The sequence below is a fragment of the Geminicoccus sp. genome (assembly GCF_035556675.1).
Lineage (GTDB): Bacteria > Pseudomonadota > Alphaproteobacteria > Geminicoccales > Geminicoccaceae > Geminicoccus.
This window is the reverse complement of record NZ_DATMFZ010000376.1, coordinates 1-16,154: the sequence shown is the minus strand read 5'-3', so window position 1 is coordinate 16,154 and position 16,154 is coordinate 1. Positions and strand designations below refer to the sequence as shown.

Genomic DNA, 16,154 nt, shown 5'->3' with positions numbered 1-16,154 from the left:
CGGCTGCTCAGCTGGCGCTCGGTCCTGCTCACCCAGGACAATATCGACAGCTATTTCGGCCGCTATGTCGACAATAACGGCGTGGCACCGTTCGACTACCAGCGGATGTCCAAGGTCCTGCACCCGGATGACTGGGACCCGCAGAACGAGGTCTTCCCGCTGGACGTCGACATCCTCTGGGACGGGCTGCCGAAGCCGGACGGCTGGCAGTACCCCAAGGAATATACCGAGGCCAGGGCCAACGGCGATTGGGAAGCGGTCACGGCAGAATATGCCGAGCACTACCAGGTGAAGTTCATCGGCCCGTCCCCGAACGCGTGACTGCCGGGAGCACCCATGACCCATGATCCCCAGACAGGCGTCCTGACCCTGGAGCGACCGAAGCTGGTCGTCAGCAACGAGCCGCCGCCCTTGTTCCGCGCCGAGGGCCTGACCAAGCGCTACGAGGCCAACACCGTCCTGAGCGAGGTCGGCTTCACCGTGCCGCGCAACAAGGTGGTGACCTTCGTCGGCGAGAACGGCGCCGGCAAGTCGACCCTGTTCAACATCCTGAGCGGCATCGTCCGGCCGGACGCCGGGCGGATGTGGCTGGATGGGGAAGCCTACGCGCCGCAGGGCTACGGGCAGGCCACCGCGAAGGGGGTGACGCGCGTCTTCCAGGAGCAGGCGCTGATCCAGAACGTGCCGGTCTACGAGAACCTCCTGCTTTCGGAGGAGGCGCGCTTCACCCGGCTTGGCCAGTTCGTCGACCGCAAGGCGATGATCGCGGCCGCCGAGCGGATGGTCGAGGAGGCCGGCCTCGACATCGACGTGCGGCGGCGGACCGGCGACTACGACTTCTCCAAGCGCCAGTCGATCGAGATCGTGCGCGCCTGCCTGGGACCTGTGCATCTGGCCGGGATCGAGCGCCCCTTCATCCTGCTGGACGAGCCGACCTCCGCGCTCGACCGACGTGACGAGGAGGCGTTCTTCCGCCTGGTCGAGAAGCTGAAGGCCAAGGGCTCGCTCCTGTTCGTCTCGCACCGACTGACCGAGGTGCTGGAGATCTCCGACCTGATCTATGTCCTCAAGGACGGCCAGCTGGTCGCCGCGCTGGATGCGCAGGAGGCCGACGAGGCGACCCTGCACGGGCTGATGGTCGGGCGGGAGCGGGCGGCGGACTTCTACCATGAGCGCCGGCAGAGGCGGATCGACCGGGAGGAGGTCGTGCTGCGCCTGGACCGGCTCGACCTGCCCGGCATCTATCAGGACGTGAGTCTGGAGGTGCGGGCCGGCGAGGTGGTCGGGATCGGCGGCCTCCTGGATTCCGGCAAGAGCGCCCTCGGCAAGGGTGCCGCCGGGGTGGAGCCGCCGGCCTCGGGCAGCGTGGCGCTGGCCGGTGGCGCACCGGCCGAGCCGCAGATCGGCCGCTTCGTGCGCGCCGGCCTGGGCTATGTCCCGGCCGAGCGGCTGACCGACGGGCTGATCGCACCCTTCAGCGTCGCGTGGAACATGACGCTCGCCAGCGGCAGCGACCTCCTGACCAGCCGGCTGGGCCTGTGGCGCCGCCGGCACGAGCTCGCCACCGCCGACCACTATGTCCGCCAGCTCCGGGTGCGCTCCGGCACGCCGAACCTGCCCTGCACCAGGCTCTCCGGGGGCAATCAGCAGAAGGTGGTGCTCGCCCGCTGGCTGGCCCGCAAGCCGAAGGTGCTGATCCTCGACAACCCTACGCGCGGCGTCGACGCCGGGGCCAAGGAGGAGATCTACGCCCTGATCCGCGATCTGGCGGACGAGGGCGTGGGCATCCTCCTGATCACCGACGAGCTGCTCGAGCTGATCGGCCTGTCCAACCGCATCCTGATCATGCAGCGCGGCCGGGTGGTGACCGAGGTCGCGGCCCCTGCCGATGCCAAGCCCGGCGAACGCGAGCTGGTCGCCTGGATGCTGCCCGGCTCTGGCGGTGCCGCCGACGCCCTGCCGCACGCCCCCTCCCAGCAGAAGATCCCCGCATGATCGCTCAAGGCCAAATCCCGCGCCTGGCTCTGGCCAGCCGCCGCTCCATCCTCACGAAGCTCAACAACGGCCTGTGGCTGCCGGTGGCGGTGGTCGTGGCGCTGGTGGTGTTCTTCTCGCTCGCCACCGATTCCTTCGCGACCCTGCGCAATTTCACCGCGATCACCGGTCAGGCCGGCACGCTGCTGATCGTCTGCCTGGGTACCACCTTCGTGGTGCTGATGGGCAGCATCGACCTGTCGGTAGGCGCCATCGTGCTGCTGGTGGGGGCAGCCAGCGTGATCATCCTGAACGCCACCGGCGTGGGCTGGCTGGTGCTGCCGGTGGCGGCAGCGCTGGGCGCGGCGCTGGGGCTGGCCAACGGGCTGATCTATGCGTTCGGCCGGATTCCCTCCTTCGTGGTGACGCTGGGCTCGCTCTCGATCTTCAGCGGCATCGCCCTGCAGATCCTGGAGGGCCGCGCCATCCAGTTCACCGTGCCGGGCTTCGAGGAAATCGCGATCGGCCAGCTGATCCCGCGCCTGCCCAACATCGCGCTGTGCGCGCTGATCGCCTGGGCGATCGTGGTGTTCATCGCCGAGCGCACCCGGTTCGGCCGCTTCATGTACCTGATCGGCGGCGGCGAGAACGTGGCGCGCACCGCGGGCGTGCCGGTGCGCCGCTACAAGATCTACGCCTTCGCCCTGTCCGGCCTGCTCGCCGGCGTCGGCGCCATCCTCGCCGTGGCCCGGCTGGGTGCGGCCGGGCCCTCGCTCGGCCAGGATCTCCTGCTCAACAGCCTGGCTGCGATCGTGGTGGGTGGCACCTCGCTGGCCGGCGGTGTCGGCGGGCCGCAGCGCACGCTGATCGGCGTCCTGATCATCGCCATGCTCGACAACGGCCTGAACCTGATGGGCGTGTCGCAATACTCGCAGATGATCGTGAAGGGCGTGGTGGTCATCGGTGCCGTGCTGGTGAGCCGGGAAAGTGCCGTGGCCTCCGTCGTCAAATGAGCGAGATCCTGATCGTGGGCGGCGGCCTCTCTGGCGCCGCCCTGGCGGCAGCGCTGCTGGAACGGAGCCGTCCGGGCAGCGCTGTCCGGATCATCGAGCCGCGGCCGGAGCTCGGCCGGGGTCTTGCCTACTCCTCGCCGCTGCCCGGCCATCTCCTCAATGCCGAGGCGTACCGCTTCTCGCTGCAGCCGGACGACCCCGACCACTTCCTGCACTGGCTGGCCCGCCACTTTGCCGAAGGCGGCTGGCCGGAGGCGCCGGCCGACCTGCGCAACGCCTATGTCCCGCGCGCCATCATGGGGCTCTATGCCCGGCATGTCCTGGCGCAGGCGGCAGCCAGGGGGGCGGAGCGTGGCGCGTCCCTGGAACATGTGCAGCGCGAGGCCGTCGACCTGAACGTAGCTGAGCAGGGCAGGGCAGTGCTGACGCTGGCGGACGGGCAGAGCTTGGCCGGGGACGCGGTCGTGCTGGCGACCGGCCTGTTCCCGGCGGTCCGCGCCCTTCGGGATGACCCGCGGCCGGGCCTGCCCCGGCGCATCCTGCACGATCCCTGGGACCCGGCGGCGATCGGGGCACTGCCGAAGGATGGTGCGGTCGCGATCGTGGGGTCTGGCCTCAGCATGGTCGACGCGGTGGTGTCGCTCGAGCAGGCGGGCCATCGCGGCCCGATCCACGTGATCTCGCGTCATGGTCAGGTGGCCCATCCGCGCCGGGCCGCTCCGGCCGGGCCGGATGCCCTGAAGGACGAGACCGCCGAGAGCCTCGTGCGCCTCCTGCGCAAGGTCCGCCGCCTCTGCCGGGTCGAACAGGTCAAGGGCGGCGACTGGCAGTCGGTCGTCGACCCGATCCGGCCGCACATCGCGCGGCTGTGGAGCGAGGCCAGCGACGAGGTGCGCCGCCGGTTCGTGCGCCACCTGCGACCCTGGTGGGAGTCGCATCATCACCGCTCCCCACCGGAATCCGGCGCCCTGGTCGCGAGCCTGCGTGCGGCCGGGCGGCTGTCGGTCCGTGCCGCCACCATCCACGCAATCCGCCAGGCGGCAGACGGCATGGTCACCATCGAGCTGCGCGACCGTCACGCCAGCGCGCCGGCGGTGCTGCATGTCGATGCCGTGATCAATTCCAGCGGCATCGAGTATGACTGGACCAGGGTGCGCCATGCGTTCCCGCGCAACCTTCTGCGTCGCGGTCACGTGCGACCGGGGCCGGTCGGGCTCGGAATCGACGCGGATGCCGGAGGGGCGGTGATCGGCCGTTCCGGCAGGCCGTCCGGCCGCCTGTTCGCCCTCGGGCCGCCGCTGCGGGGGCTGTGGTGGGAGAGCACCGCCGTACCCGACATCGTTGCGCAGGCCGGGGCACTGGCGGACCGGCTTGCCGGCCTGCCTCCTACCGCTGTCCCCATTTTGCCAGTGCGTCAGCGGCAAGCTGCCGGGTGAGCTCGCCTGCCGGCATTTCCCGGCCCAGCGCTGCCGCCTGTCCCGACCAGAGCGGCGTGAAATCCCCCGATCCTGCGGCCTCGGCGCTTGCCCGCAACGGTGCCAGGGCGCCGGCGGCCATCGGGAAGGCCGGCGCCAGATCGGACATGGGGCCGGCCTCGCGGACGATGCGGTTGACGATCCCGCGCGCCGGGCGGCCGGTGAACACGTTGGTCAGCACCGTCCGGTCGTCCCGGGCGTTCCTGAGGGCGGCCCGATGCGCCGGCCCGACCTTGGCCTCCGGGCAGAACAGATAGGCGGTGCCGAGCTGCACGGCCGTGGCACCCAGCGCGAACGCCGCCACGATGCCTCGGCCATCGCCGATGCCGCCCGCCGCGATCACCGGCACCTGCACCGCATCGACGATCTGCGGAACCAGCGCCATCGTGCCGGCCTGGCCCGTGATGTCGTCGCTCAGGAACATGCCGCGATGCCCGCCCGCCTCGTAGCCCTGGGCGATGATCGCGTCGCAGCCCTGGCGCTCCAGCCAGCGCGCTTCCTCCACCGTGGTGGCCGAGGACAGGATTCTGGCGCCGCTCGCCCGGACCCGGTCGAGCAGGGGCTTCTCGGGCAGCCCGAAATGGAAGCTGACCACCTCGGGCGCGAACTCCGCCACGACATCGCACATGGCGCTGTCGAACGGCGTGCGGTTGGCGCTGGCCGCCGGCGTCGCCGGATCGAGGCCGAGTTCCGCGTAGTAGGGCTGCAGCCGTTCGCGCCAAGCCTGCTCGCGTGCCGGGTCGGGCGGCGCCGGCCGGTGGCAGAAGAAGTTGACATTGATCGGCCGCGACGTGCGCTGGCGGATGATGCCGAGCTCGGTGCGCGCCTGCTCGGGCGTGAGCATGGCGCAGGGCAGCGAGCCCAGGCCGCCGGCTTCGGCGACCGCGATCACCATCTCGGCCGACACCGGTCCCGCCATCGGCGCCTGGATGATCGGCAGCTCGATGCCGAGCAGATCCTGGATTCGCCGGCTCGGCCACATCTTCCCGATCCTCCCGTGACTTTTCCGGTGCCTTTGCCCCGGGCTGGCTGACGGCAGCATAGCGGGAAGAACGGGCCGGGTGAGAGCGATCCGGGAAAGCGCGCGCAGGCGTGATCCCGACCGCCCTCCAGGCCATGCCCGTCTTCCGGTTGGGCACCAGCGTCGTTTTCGGCTATCCTGTCCGTTTCCGGCCCGGACCCGGCTTCGCGCCGGATGGCACGATCACGTTTTACGAAACGAACCCGAGCGCCTGTCCCTGTCGAGATTCTTCGACAGATTGTCCGCCCGGCTTACGGGATCAGGCGGCCCGCCCGAAGGCGCCACGCCAGCGCGCAGCCGGATGGCGGTCGTTCAGGATGGCCGGTCGGCCGGCGAACAGCTTCTCGCGCAGCGTGCCGGGCGCATAGTCCCGCTGGGCCAGGCCGCGGGCCTGGAGGACCGGGATCACGTGCTCGATGAACTCGACGAACGAGCCCGGCATGGTCTGGTACGCGACGTTCACCCCATCGATGCCGGCCGCCTGCCAGCGCTCCAGCTGGTCGGCGATCTGCTCGGGCGTGCCGACGATCCGGCCATTGTAGGACATGGCATGGGCGAGCGTGGCCGCGGTCGCCTTCCTGCCGGGATAGGCTTCCTCGTAGAAGCGCACGAAGCCCTGCAACCCTTCGATCTGGTACTCCTCGATCGGCCGGTCCGGATCGAGCGTGCCGAAGTCGATGCCGAGGTCGCGGCTGACATGGGCGGCGAGCCCGTCCGTGCTGACATACTCGTCGATCGCCCGCGACTTGCGCCAGGCCTCCTCCTCGGTGCTGCCGACCACGAAGCTCAGGCCCTGGATGAACAGGAAGTCGTCGTCGCGGCGCCCGTTCGCCCGCAACTGCTGGCGGATGTCGGCCACCGCCACGGCGGCGGCCTCGGGCGTCAGGCTGACGATGAAGGTCGCCTCGGCATTGCGCGCCGCGAACGCCCGCCCGGCCCGTGACGAGCCGGCCTGGATCAGGACGGGCGTGCGCTGCGGCGAGGGCGAGGTCTGGTGCGGCCCCTGGACCCGGTAGCGCCGGCCGGCATGGCCGATCCGGTGGATGCGGGCGGGATCGGCATAGATGCCTGCCGCCCGGTCGGCCAGGACGGCGCCATCCTCCCAGGAGCCCTCCCAGAGCTTGTAGAGCACCTCGACATATTCTTCCGCCCAGGCATAGCGCTCGTCATGGGGCACGGCCCTGTCCAGGCCGAAATTGCGCGCTGCGGCGTCGCCCACGCTGGTGACGATGTTCCAGGCGACGCGGCCGCGGCTTAAGTGGTCGAGCGTCGTCACCTTGCGGGCAAAGTTGAAGGGATGCTCCTGGAGGATCGAGCTGGTGAACGCCAGGCCCAGATGCTCGGTGGCGCCGACCAGCGCTGCGGCCAGCACCCCCGGATCGCTGGTCGGAAAATGCAGGCCCTCATGGACATAGGTGTCCACCGACCCCTTGTAGGCCGGGTCCAGGCCCAGCACGTCGGCCAGGAACAGGGCGTCGAACCCGCCCCCATTCCAGGAGCCGGGCCAGGTCCAGCCAGTTGCCCAGCTCGTTGAAGCCGATCTGCCGGAAATCCGGATGGCGCCAGAGCCCATGATAGACATGGGACACGCTGTTCATGGCGAAGGCGTTGAAGATCAGGCGCTTGGCCATGGGCTGGTCCGGCTCCGGGACGTCAGGCGGCGAAGAACTGCGCGTCGGGCACGACGTTCAGCGCGATGGTCAGCCGGTTGGCGTAGGCGAAGAATGCCGCCACCTCGAGGATCTCCACGATGGCGGCCTGGTCGAAGCCTTCGTCGCGCAGCCGGTCCAGGTCCGGGTCGCCCAGATGCTGGGGCGCCTCGGCAAGCGTCTCGACCACCTCCGCCAGGGCCAGCTCGCGCGGGCTCAGGCGGACATGGCGGAAGCCCTGCGCGATCCGCCGCGCCCGGACCCGGTCGTCCAGCGCGGTGCCGAGCGCCTGGGTATGGTTGAACACACAGTAGGCGCAGTGGTTGGTGGCGGACGTGACCACCGCGATCAGCTCGCGCTCCGCTGCGGTGAGCGCGCTCTGCCGCGGATCGAACAGATGCTCGTAGAAGCGGACCATGCGCAATGCGGTGCCGGGATTGACCGCCAGGGCCTTCAGCCAGTTGGGCACGAAGCCGTAATGCTCGCGGAACCGGGCGAAGATCCGGCGGAGTTCGTCCGGCAGCCTTGCCTCATCGGCCACAGCCAGCCGGGAGACCGGCTCGCCGGACGCCGCGATCGGCAGAGGTGGGTCGAACTCGGTGCGCTCGACGGCCGTGACATTGGCCATGACGCCTGCCTCCTCAGCTGGTCAGTGGAAGTGCTTCTCATCCGGGAGCACGCCCAGCGAGATGAAGATCCGGTTGGTATGGTTGAACCAGGCGATGGTCTCGACTGCCTCCAGGATCTCCGGCTCGCTGAAGCCGAGCGTGCGCAGCTGCTGCAGGTCGGCCGGCTCCACCGTCTTGGGCGAGCGGGTGATCTTCTCGGCCAGATGGGCCAGGGCGGCCTCGCGCGGGCTGAGCCCCGCCAGATGATGGTCGAGCGCGATCCGCCGGGCGCGGGCCGGATCGTCCAGCACGTCGCCCAGCGCACGCGTGTGGTGGATCTCGCACAGGCCGCACCCGTTGGTCGCAGAGACCACCACGGCGATCAGCTCGCGCTCGGCCAGCGGCAGCTGCCGACCCTTCGCGGCGAACAGGCTGCCGAAATAGGCGGCAAAGCGCCGGGCGGTGTCGGGATTGACCGACAGCACCTGGATCCAGTTCTCGTGGTGATGATCGGCGAGCAGCGCCCGGACGTCCTCGGGCAGGCCGGCCTCGTCCGCCGGACCCAGTCGGGAGATGACCACGTCGTCGGCAAGTATCGGGTCGGACATGATGGCCTCCTTGATTCTGCGGATGGATGATTCGGTCAGGCCGCCGCGCGGGCCGGGGTGAAGGCACCGCGATAGCGGGCGGCCGGGTGACGCTCGTTGATCCTGGGGCCGCGGCCCTGGAACAGGCGCTCGCGATAGGTGCCGGGCGCGTAGTCCTGCTGGGCCAGGCCGCGCTGGCGCAGGACCGGCATGACATGGTCCGCGAACTCGGCGAACGAGCCCGGCAGGGTGTGGTAGATGACGTTCACGCCGTCGATCCCGGCATCCCGCCACAGCTCCAGCTGGTCGGCGATCTGCTCAGGGGTGCCGATGACCTGGGCGTTCAGCGCATAGGCGCTGGCCAGGTCGCGCACGGTCGGGCGCTGGCCGGGATGAGCCTCCTGGAACACCCGGACCAGGCCCTGCACACCCTCGATCTCGGCCTCGTCGATCGGCCGGTCCGGGTCGAGCAGGCCGAGGTCGACGCCGAGGTCGCGGCTGATATGTGCGGCCAGCCCGTCCAGGCTGATGTCCTCCGCCAGGTTGCGAGCCTTGCGTTGCGCCTCCTCCTCGGTGCTGCCGACCACGAACGCCATGCCCTGGATGAACAGGAGGTCGTGCGGATCGCGGCCGGCCGCCGCCACCTGGCCACGCACCTCGTTCACCAGCCGGCGGGCACCGTCCGGGTTCTTGCTGACGATGAACGTCCCCTCGGCGTTCTTCGCGGCGAAGGCGCGGCCGGCCTTGGACGAGCCTGCCTGGAACAGGACGGGCGTACGCTGCGGGGAAGGGGTGGTCAGATGGGGACCCAGGACCTTGTAGCGCTCGCTCTCGTGGAAGATCCGATGGACCTTGCCCGGATCGGCGTAGAAGTTGCGCTGCCGGTCCTCGACCAGGGCGTCCTCGTCCCAGGAGCCCTCCCAGAGCTTGTAGACGACGTCGACATATTCATGCGCCCAGCGATAGCGCTCGTCGTGGGGCACGATCCGGTCGAAGCCGAAGTTCTGCGCAGCGTTGTGGCTGACGCTGGTGACGATGTTCCAGCCGACCCGCCCCTTGCTCAGATGGTCGAGCGTCGAGACCTTGCGGGCGAGGTCGAAGGGATGCGCCTGCAGGATGGAACTCGTGAAGGTCAGGCCGAGATTCTCGGTGGCGCCCACCAGGGCCGCGACCAGCGTGAAGGAGTCGTTGACCGGGATCTGCACCGTCTCGGTGAGGAAGGTGTCCCAGCTGCCCTTGTAGACGGGATCCACGCCGATGATGTCGGCGAAGAACAGGGCGTCGAACCGGCCGCGCTCGGCGATCTTCGCGACCTCGATCCAGGTGGAAAGATCGTTGAACCGGACCTGCGCGGTGTCGTCCCGCCGCCAGAGCCCATGATATACGTGGGAAACCGAGTTCATCGCGAACGCGTTGAAGATCAGGCGCTTGGCCATGGCGCGGTCCTTGGTGGAATGAGATCAGGCGGCGAGTGCCCGGGCCGGCAGCACCAGCCGCGCTTCCTCGACCAGCTGATCGATGCGCTGGCGCAGCAGCGGGTCGTCGACCCGGCCGTCCACGATGGCGCGGTCCGGCACGAACAGGGCGGTGGGCAGGGTGCGTGCCACGAAGAAGGCGAACAGCGGGCGCAGCTGGTGCTCGACCACCAGGGCATGGCGGTCGCTGCCGCCGGTGGCGATCAGGCCCACCGGCCGGCCGACCAGGGCCTTGTAGTCGATGAAGTCGATGAAGTGCTTGAACAGGCCGCTATAGGAGCCCTTGTAGGTCGGCGAGGCGACCAGCAGCAGGTCGGCAGCCTCGACCGCGCGGAACGCGGCTTCCAGCTCGGGCGGCGCCTGGTCGCGCGACCGCAGGGGACCAAGGGCCGCGCCCAGCTCGGCCACGTCGATGATCTGGGCGCCGGCGTCGCTGCCCGTGCGGATCTGCCCGATGATCCCGTCCAGCAGGGTACGGGTCCGCGAAATGGCCGACAGGCTGCCGCTGAGGCCGACGATGCGTGGATGAGACACTGCGGCTGGATCCCTGATGACTGCGGTTTGCGTGGCCGGCACTGCCGGCTGCCAACCATCAGGGATCATCGCACGGCATATGTCGATTAAGTTTATCAACAATATCAATTAACCGGCTGGCCGCCAGGGACTCTTGGACGGCGGGAGCATGGGACAGGCTTAACCGATAAAATAGATCAACTAAGTAGACAAACGGCCCGCCGCCCTGGATCTGAATGGGGCGCTGCCGGCTCCCCTCGGCAGCGGCCTCGACGGAGTACGCCAGGAATGACCTCGCCCGCACTGCCGGTTCTCGACCTCTCCCGCTTCGACGCCGGCCCTTCGGAACGCGAGGCGTTCCTGGCGGATCTTCGCCACGCCGCGCGGACGGTCGGCTTCTTCTACCTCACCGGGCACGGCGTGCCCGAGCAGCTGGTGAACGACGTGGTCGCCACCTCCCGCCGCTTCTTCGAGCTGCCGGAAGCGGACAAGCTGGCGATCGATATGGTGAACTCGCCGCATTTCCGCGGCTACACCCGGGTCGGCCACGAGATCACCCGCGGCAGGCGCGACTGGCGCGAACAGCTGGACATCAATGCCGAGCGCCCGGCCGTGCCGCGCCGCCCCGACACGCCAGCCTGGACGCGGCTGCAGGGGCCGAACCAGTGGCCCGACGCACTGCCGGAGCTGAAGCCCGTGCTGCTGCGCTGGCAGGAGGAGCTGACCGGTGTCGCCATCCGGCTGCTGCGCGCTTTCGCCGTGGCGCTCGGCCAGGACGAGCATGTCTTCCAGCCGATCTACGCGTCGGCGCCCAACCAGCACATCAAGATCATCCGCTATCCCGGTCGCGATGCCACCGAGGGCGATCAGGGCGTGGGCGCGCACAAGGACAGCGGCTTCCTCACCCTGCTTCTGCAGGGCGACCGAGGCGGGCTGCAGGTCGAATCGGAGGATGGTTGGATCGATGCCGCGCCGGTGCCTGGTACTTTCATCGTCAATGTCGGCGAGGTGCTGGAGATGGCCTCGGACGGCTATCTCCGCGCGACCGTCCACCGCGTGGTGACCCCGCCCGCCGGGACCGACCGGCTATCGGTCGCCTATTTCTTCGGTGCCGCGCTCGATTCGACCATTCCGCTCCTGGAGCTGTCGCCGGATCTGCGTGCCGAGGCCACCGGGCCGGCACGCGACCCGGACAACCCGCTATTCTACGAGGTCGGCCGCAACTTCCTCAAGGGCCGGCTGCGCTCGCATCCCGACGTGGCCGAGCGGCACTATGCCGACCTGCTGGAGTCAAACGTGCGACCCGTACCGGCCGTGGTGAGCTGAGGAGATCCGGCGATGACCCTGGAGACGACCCGGCCGGAGACCCTGGCCATCCATGGCGGCAGCTGGCGCGCCGATCCCGTGACCGGTGCAGTGGCGGTACCGATCTACCAGTCGACCTCCTTCCAGTTCCAGGACACGGCGCATGCCGACCGCCTGTTCGGGCTGGAGGAGATCGGCCACATCTATACGCGGGTTTCCAACCCGACCCAGGAAGCACTGGAAACGCGCTTGGCTGCCCTGGAGGGCGGGGTCGCGGCACTGGTGGTGGCGTCCGGCCAGGCAGCGTCCGCCTTCTCGGTCCTCAACCTCGCCGAGGCCGGCGACAATGTGGTGGTGTCGACCGATCTCTATGGCGGCACCTGGAACCTGTTCGCGGCAACCCTGAAGCGGTTCGGCATCGAGGCGCGCTTCGTCGATCCGGCCGATCCGGAGAACTTCCGCCGGGCCAGCGACGAGCGCACCAAGGCTTACTATGCCGAGACCCTGCCCAACCCGAAGCTCCAGGTCTTCCCGATCCGCGAGGTCGCCGAAATCGGGCGCAGGCTGGGCATCCCGCTGATCGTCGACAATACCGCTGCCCCGCTCACCGTCCGCCCGCTCGAACATGGTGCTGCCGTGGTGGTCTACTCGGCCACCAAGTATCTGGGCGGCCATGGCACCACGATCGGCGGGGCCATCATCGATGGCGGCAACTTCCCCTGGGAGGAACATGCCGCGCGCTTCCCGCAGCTCAACGCGCCTGACCCCAGCTACCAGAATCGGATCTGGGTGGAGCTGGCCCGGCCACTCGGGCCGATCGCCTATGTCCTGCGGATCCGCACCACGCTCTTGCGCGACATCGGCGCGGCACTCACCCCGTTCGCCGCGTTCCAGTTCATCCAGGGACTGGAGACGCTGCCGCTGCGGATCGCCCAGCACAATCGCAACGCGGTCAAGGTCGCGGACTTCCTGAACGGCCATCCCAAGGTCGAGCGCGTGATCTTCCCCGGCCTGCAGGGCGGCGATGCGGGCAGGCGGGCGACCACCTACCTGCAGGGCGGGTTCGGGGCCCTGGTAGGCTTCGAGCTGAAGGACGGGCGGGAAGCCGGCCGCCGCTTCATCGATGCGCTCCGGCTGTTCTACCACGTCGCCAATATCGGAGACGTCCGATCGCTGGCGATCCATCCCTCGACCACGACCCACTCTCAGCTCACTGCCGGGGAGCAGCTCGCGGCCGGCGTGACACCTGGCTATGTGCGGCTTTCGATCGGCATCGAGCATCCGGACGACATCCTGGCCGACCTGCGCCAGGCGCTGGAGCAGGCCTGAACCGGGACGCGCGCCCGCCGCTTAACCGGCAGGCGGCAGTTCAACCTCTATGTCGGGAGACGGATGGCTTGACCAGGACGACAGGTGTTTGGGGCGTTGGTCCAACTGCCCGCTATGCCGGGCTGGCAGCGCGGTTCCGGCCGCTGTTCGAGCGCATCCGCCAGGGCGCGGTCCAGCGCGAGCTGGAGCGCCGTCTGCCCGTCGAGCAGCTGGGCTGGCTGAAGGAGGCAGGCTTCGGTGCCGTGCTGCTGCCCGAAGAGGTCGGCGGCGCCGGCGCCACCATTGCGGAGTTCTTCGAGCTCCTGGCGGAACTCGCCCAGGCGGATTCCAATCTTCCGCAGGCGCTGCGGGTCCACTTCCAGTCGGTGGAGAACGTGCTGGTTGCCCCGGGCAGCAACTGGCGGGACCGGTGGATCGCGAGGCTCGCGAAGGGCGAGACGATCGGCAGCGCCTGGACCGAGGTGAACACGGGCGCCAAGGCCGGCACTTTCGCCACCCGGGTCGTGCGCGACGGTGAAGGCTGGCGGCTGAACGGCACCAAGTACTACACGACCGGTTCGATCTTCGCCGACTGGATCAATGTCGGTGCAGTCGACGAGGCGGATGAGCATGTCTCCGTCCATGTTCCGACCAGAGCTTCGGGCGTGTCGATCGTCGACGATTGGGATGGCTTTGGCCAGACGCTCACCGGCAGCGGCACCGCCAGCTTCGTCGACGTTCCCGTCGCCGGGGAAGAGATCCGGCCGGCCGGCGAGACCTTCGGCTATTCCGCGGCTTGGCTGCAGGTGAACCATCTGGCGACGCTGGTAGGCATCGTCCGCGCCGCCGCCGAGGAAGTCGCCGAGGCCGTGGCGGAGCGGCAGCGCACCTACACCCATGGCGCTGCGGATCGGGCCAGCCGGGATCCGCAGGTCTTGCAGGTGGTCGGCCGGGTCCACAGCCAGGCCTATGCGGCGGGCGGCATCCTGCAGCATGCGGTCCGGGCGCTGCAGCGCTGCCGTGACGCGACGCTGAAAGGGGAACCCGAGGCGAGCGAGGCGGCCAACATCCGCGCCGAGATCGAGATCGCCCAGGCACAGACCACGATCGCGAGCCTGGTCCTGGACGCCACCACCCAGGCCTTCGACGCGCTGGGTGCCTCGGCCACCCTCCGCAGCAAGGGGCTCGACCGGCACTGGCGCAACGCCCGCACCGTGTCGTCGCACAACCCGCTGATCTACAAGGAGCGGATCGTCGGCGACTATGCCGTCAACCGCACGCCGCCGCCCTTCCAGTGGCATATCGGCCAAGCCTGATCCGCAGGCTCGGCCGATTGCCCGTCAGCCGCAGCCGCTCATTCGGCTGCGGCTGCTTCCCGCACCGCCTCGGCCCGCTTGACCGCCTCGATGTCGCGATAGGCGGCCGCCGGGTGCGGCGCGCCCAGGCGGGGGCCCTTGCCGAACAGCTTCTCGCGCAGCGTGCCCGGCCGGTAGGCGGTGGGGTAGACGCCGCGCGCCTGCAGTTCCGGCACCAAGTAGCCCACGATGCTCTCGAAGGTTTCCGGCGTCACCGCATAGGCCAGGTTGAAGCCGTCGACATCGGTCGCCTCGACCCAGCTCTGCAGGATGTCGGCCACAGTCGCCGCCGAGCCGACAAAGACGGGGCCCATCCCGCCGATCCCGCCCCAGGCGGCCAGTTCCTCGATGGTCCAGGCCCGTCCGCCAGCGGCCAGATGCTCGATCGCCGAGACGATCGCGTTGGTCTCGACCTTGCGCACGAGGTCGGTGGGTGCGTACTGGCCAAAATCGATGCCGGTCCAGCCGGACATGAACACCAGCGAGCCGTCATAGGAGACGTAGCGCTGGTACTCCTCGAACTTGGCCTGGGCCTTGGCGTCGGTCTCGTCGACGATCAGCGTCACCAGCGTATAGATGTAGAGCTCGCGCGGATCGCGCCCGGCCCTGGCGGCCCGCTCGCGGATGTCGGCGACATAGGATTTGAGGATCGGCTGGGTGGGTGCGCTGACGAACACGCACTCCGCATGCTGCGCGGCGAACGCCTTGCCCGGACCGGACGCGCCCGCCTGGTAGAGCACGGGCGTGCGCTGCGGGGAGGGCTCGCAGAGATGATAGCCCGGCACCTCGAAGAAGCGGCCCTTGTGCCCGATCTCGTGGACCTTTTCCGGGTGGGTGAAGACGCGCTTCTCCTGGTCCCGGACGACCGCCCCGTCCTCCCAGCTGCCTTCCAGCAGCTTGTAGATCACTTCCAGATACTCGGCGGCGACCTCGTACCGGTTGTCGTGCCGGCGCAGCCCGCCCTCACCGACATTCTTCGCACCGCTTTCCAGATAGGAGGTCACGATGTTCCAGCCGACCCGGCCCTTGGTGTGGTGGTCGGCGGTCGAGAGGCGGCGGGCGAAGGTGTAGGGGTGCTCGAACGAGGTGGATGCGGTGATGCCGATGCCCAGATGCTCGGTCGCCAGCGCGATCGGTGCCGCCAGCTGGATCGGGTCGTTGACCGGGATCTGCGCCGCTTGGTGCAGGGCGTGGTAGTTGCTGCCCTTGTAGACGTCGTAATAGCCGATCACGTCGGCGATGAAGATGCCGTCGAACACCCCGCGCTCCAGGGTCCGCGCCAGGTCCTGCCAATACTCCAGGTCCTTGTAGGTCCAGGATCGGTCGTCCGGATGCGCCCATAGGCCCGGCGACTGGTGGCCGACGCAGTTCATGTCGAAGGCGTTGAAGCGGATCTGCCTGGTCATCATGGTTCCCGTCGTCAGCACGTGGAGGCATGCGTCCTTCGCGCAGCCCCGGTTTGCCGCGCTCTAGCCACAACGTGAACCCTACAAAATCTGTAATTTCCATAAAGAACAGGAGTTGGCATGCCTGATGAGCGAGAGCAGTTCCGCTGCGGATCCCAGGCGCAAAGACTACGGAACTGCATGTTGCAAGACATTCGTGAGCATAACTGTAGGCCGCATCTGCAGAACGCTTCGTTCCTAGTCTTATAATCCATCCCGAATTGTTTGCCTGTCCCGCAAGATCTTCCCCGCGAAAGCTTGGTCTCCTCTGAGCGGCAGAAGGATCTAGTTTAACCTGCCAAATTGCATCGGCCCAGAAGGTATCGAAGCACTCCGTTGAGACAATCGTTGGGACCAGAAGGCAGTGGATGCTGCAGTTCCCATGTTGGGCAACAGGTTATCAGCGATCTATGGCGGAAGCGGTGG

12 protein-coding genes and 2 pseudogenes are annotated in these 16,154 nt (G+C 68.7%); 7 read left to right on the top strand and 7 right to left on the bottom strand.

Translation table 11 applies throughout. The features are described 5' to 3' along the window. The 4 genes and pseudogenes from VNS22_RS26685 to VNS22_RS26670 all read left to right on the top strand — a co-directional run. Positions 1 to 321 (top strand): annotated as a pseudogene (locus VNS22_RS26685) (hypothetical protein); the annotation flags it as partial. A gap of 15 nt (positions 322 to 336) precedes the next feature. Further along, positions 337 to 1,995, top strand: a complete 1,659-nt coding sequence (locus VNS22_RS26680; RefSeq protein ID WP_325737991.1) for a sugar ABC transporter ATP-binding protein — start codon at positions 337 to 339, stop codon at positions 1,993 to 1,995. Beyond that, positions 1,992 to 2,987, top strand: a complete 996-nt coding sequence (locus VNS22_RS26675; protein WP_325737989.1) for an ABC transporter permease — start codon at positions 1,992 to 1,994, stop codon at positions 2,985 to 2,987. The genes VNS22_RS26680 and VNS22_RS26675 overlap by 4 nt, the downstream gene beginning before the upstream one ends. Further along, positions 2,984 to 4,423, top strand: coding sequence for an FAD/NAD(P)-binding protein (locus tag VNS22_RS26670; protein WP_325737987.1), 1,440 nt, complete (start codon positions 2,984 to 2,986; stop codon positions 4,421 to 4,423). The genes VNS22_RS26675 and VNS22_RS26670 overlap by 4 nt, the downstream gene beginning before the upstream one ends. Here VNS22_RS26670 and VNS22_RS26665 read toward each other — a convergent pair. From VNS22_RS26665 to VNS22_RS26640, 6 genes and pseudogenes are all read right to left on the bottom strand, one after another. After that, positions 4,374 to 5,444 (bottom strand): nitronate monooxygenase, encoded by a 1,071-nt coding sequence (locus tag VNS22_RS26665; protein ID WP_325737985.1) that lies wholly within the window; start codon positions 5,442 to 5,444, stop codon positions 4,374 to 4,376. The genes VNS22_RS26670 and VNS22_RS26665 overlap by 50 nt on opposite strands. Before the next feature lie 298 nt (positions 5,445 to 5,742). After that, positions 5,743 to 7,114, bottom strand: a pseudogene (locus VNS22_RS26660) (LLM class flavin-dependent oxidoreductase). Positions 7,115 to 7,136: 22 nt separating this feature from the next. Further along, a complete protein-coding gene (locus VNS22_RS26655) occupies positions 7,137 to 7,760 on the bottom strand; it encodes a peroxidase-related enzyme (RefSeq protein ID WP_325737982.1) in 624 nt (207 codons plus the stop codon). 21 nt (positions 7,761 to 7,781) lie between these two features. Next, positions 7,782 to 8,348 carry a peroxidase-related enzyme gene (locus VNS22_RS26650; RefSeq protein ID WP_325737980.1) on the bottom strand — a complete coding sequence of 189 codons (567 nt, stop codon included), beginning with the start codon at positions 8,346 to 8,348 and terminating at the stop codon, positions 7,782 to 7,784. Between the two features lie 35 nt (positions 8,349 to 8,383). Next, the gene (locus tag VNS22_RS26645) at positions 8,384 to 9,763 is read right to left on the bottom strand and encodes an LLM class flavin-dependent oxidoreductase (RefSeq protein ID WP_325737978.1); all 1,380 of its coding nucleotides are present in this window, start codon (positions 9,761 to 9,763) and stop codon (positions 8,384 to 8,386) included. Positions 9,764 to 9,787: 24 nt separating this feature from the next. Then, positions 9,788 to 10,336: an NAD(P)H-dependent oxidoreductase gene (locus VNS22_RS26640; RefSeq protein ID WP_325737976.1), complete on the bottom strand. Its 549-nt coding sequence runs from the start codon at positions 10,334 to 10,336 to the stop codon at positions 9,788 to 9,790. 267 nt (positions 10,337 to 10,603) lie between these two features. Between VNS22_RS26640 and VNS22_RS26635 the strand changes: the two genes are divergently transcribed. The 3 genes from VNS22_RS26635 to VNS22_RS26625 all read left to right on the top strand — a co-directional run bounded on the left by VNS22_RS26635 (position 10,604) and on the right by VNS22_RS26625 (position 14,244). Continuing rightward, positions 10,604 to 11,641: an isopenicillin N synthase family oxygenase gene (locus VNS22_RS26635; protein WP_325737974.1), complete on the top strand. Its 1,038-nt coding sequence runs from the start codon at positions 10,604 to 10,606 to the stop codon at positions 11,639 to 11,641. 12 nt (positions 11,642 to 11,653) lie between these two features. Then, positions 11,654 to 12,949 (top strand): O-acetylhomoserine aminocarboxypropyltransferase/cysteine synthase family protein, encoded by a 1,296-nt coding sequence (locus VNS22_RS26630; protein ID WP_325737972.1) that lies wholly within the window; start codon positions 11,654 to 11,656, stop codon positions 12,947 to 12,949. A gap of 68 nt (positions 12,950 to 13,017) precedes the next feature. Next, positions 13,018 to 14,244 carry an acyl-CoA dehydrogenase family protein gene (locus tag VNS22_RS26625; protein ID WP_325737970.1) on the top strand — a complete coding sequence of 409 codons (1,227 nt, stop codon included), beginning with the start codon at positions 13,018 to 13,020 and terminating at the stop codon, positions 14,242 to 14,244. Between the two features lie 38 nt (positions 14,245 to 14,282). Here the strand turns inward: VNS22_RS26625 and VNS22_RS26620 are convergent, their stop codons facing one another. Then, entirely contained in the window at positions 14,283 to 15,689 is a 1,407-nt protein-coding gene (locus VNS22_RS26620; protein WP_325737968.1) for an LLM class flavin-dependent oxidoreductase, read from the bottom strand. Between the last annotated feature and the right edge of the window lie 465 nt (positions 15,690 to 16,154).

What these genes read in the sequence shown, in the direction of transcription:
- VNS22_RS26680 (WP_325737991.1), top strand. Translation starts at nt 337, where the DNA reads ATGACCCATGATCCCCAGACAGGCGTCCTGACCCTGGAGCGACCGAAG.
- VNS22_RS26675 (WP_325737989.1), top strand. Translation starts at nt 1,992, where the DNA reads ATGATCGCTCAAGGCCAAATCCCGCGCCTGGCTCTGGCCAGCCGCCGC.
- VNS22_RS26670 (WP_325737987.1), top strand. Translation starts at nt 2,984, where the DNA reads ATGAGCGAGATCCTGATCGTGGGCGGCGGCCTCTCTGGCGCCGCCCTG.
- VNS22_RS26665 (WP_325737985.1), bottom strand. Translation starts at nt 5,444, where the DNA reads ATGTGGCCGAGCCGGCGAATCCAGGATCTGCTCGGCATCGAGCTGCCG.
- VNS22_RS26655 (WP_325737982.1), bottom strand. Translation starts at nt 7,760, where the DNA reads ATGGCCAATGTCACGGCCGTCGAGCGCACCGAGTTCGACCCACCTCTG.
- VNS22_RS26650 (WP_325737980.1), bottom strand. Translation starts at nt 8,348, where the DNA reads ATGTCCGACCCGATACTTGCCGACGACGTGGTCATCTCCCGACTGGGT.
- VNS22_RS26645 (WP_325737978.1), bottom strand. Translation starts at nt 9,763, where the DNA reads ATGGCCAAGCGCCTGATCTTCAACGCGTTCGCGATGAACTCGGTTTCC.
- VNS22_RS26635 (WP_325737974.1), top strand. Translation starts at nt 10,604, where the DNA reads ATGACCTCGCCCGCACTGCCGGTTCTCGACCTCTCCCGCTTCGACGCC.
- VNS22_RS26630 (WP_325737972.1), top strand. Translation starts at nt 11,654, where the DNA reads ATGACCCTGGAGACGACCCGGCCGGAGACCCTGGCCATCCATGGCGGC.
- VNS22_RS26620 (WP_325737968.1), bottom strand. Translation starts at nt 15,689, where the DNA reads ATGACCAGGCAGATCCGCTTCAACGCCTTCGACATGAACTGCGTCGGC.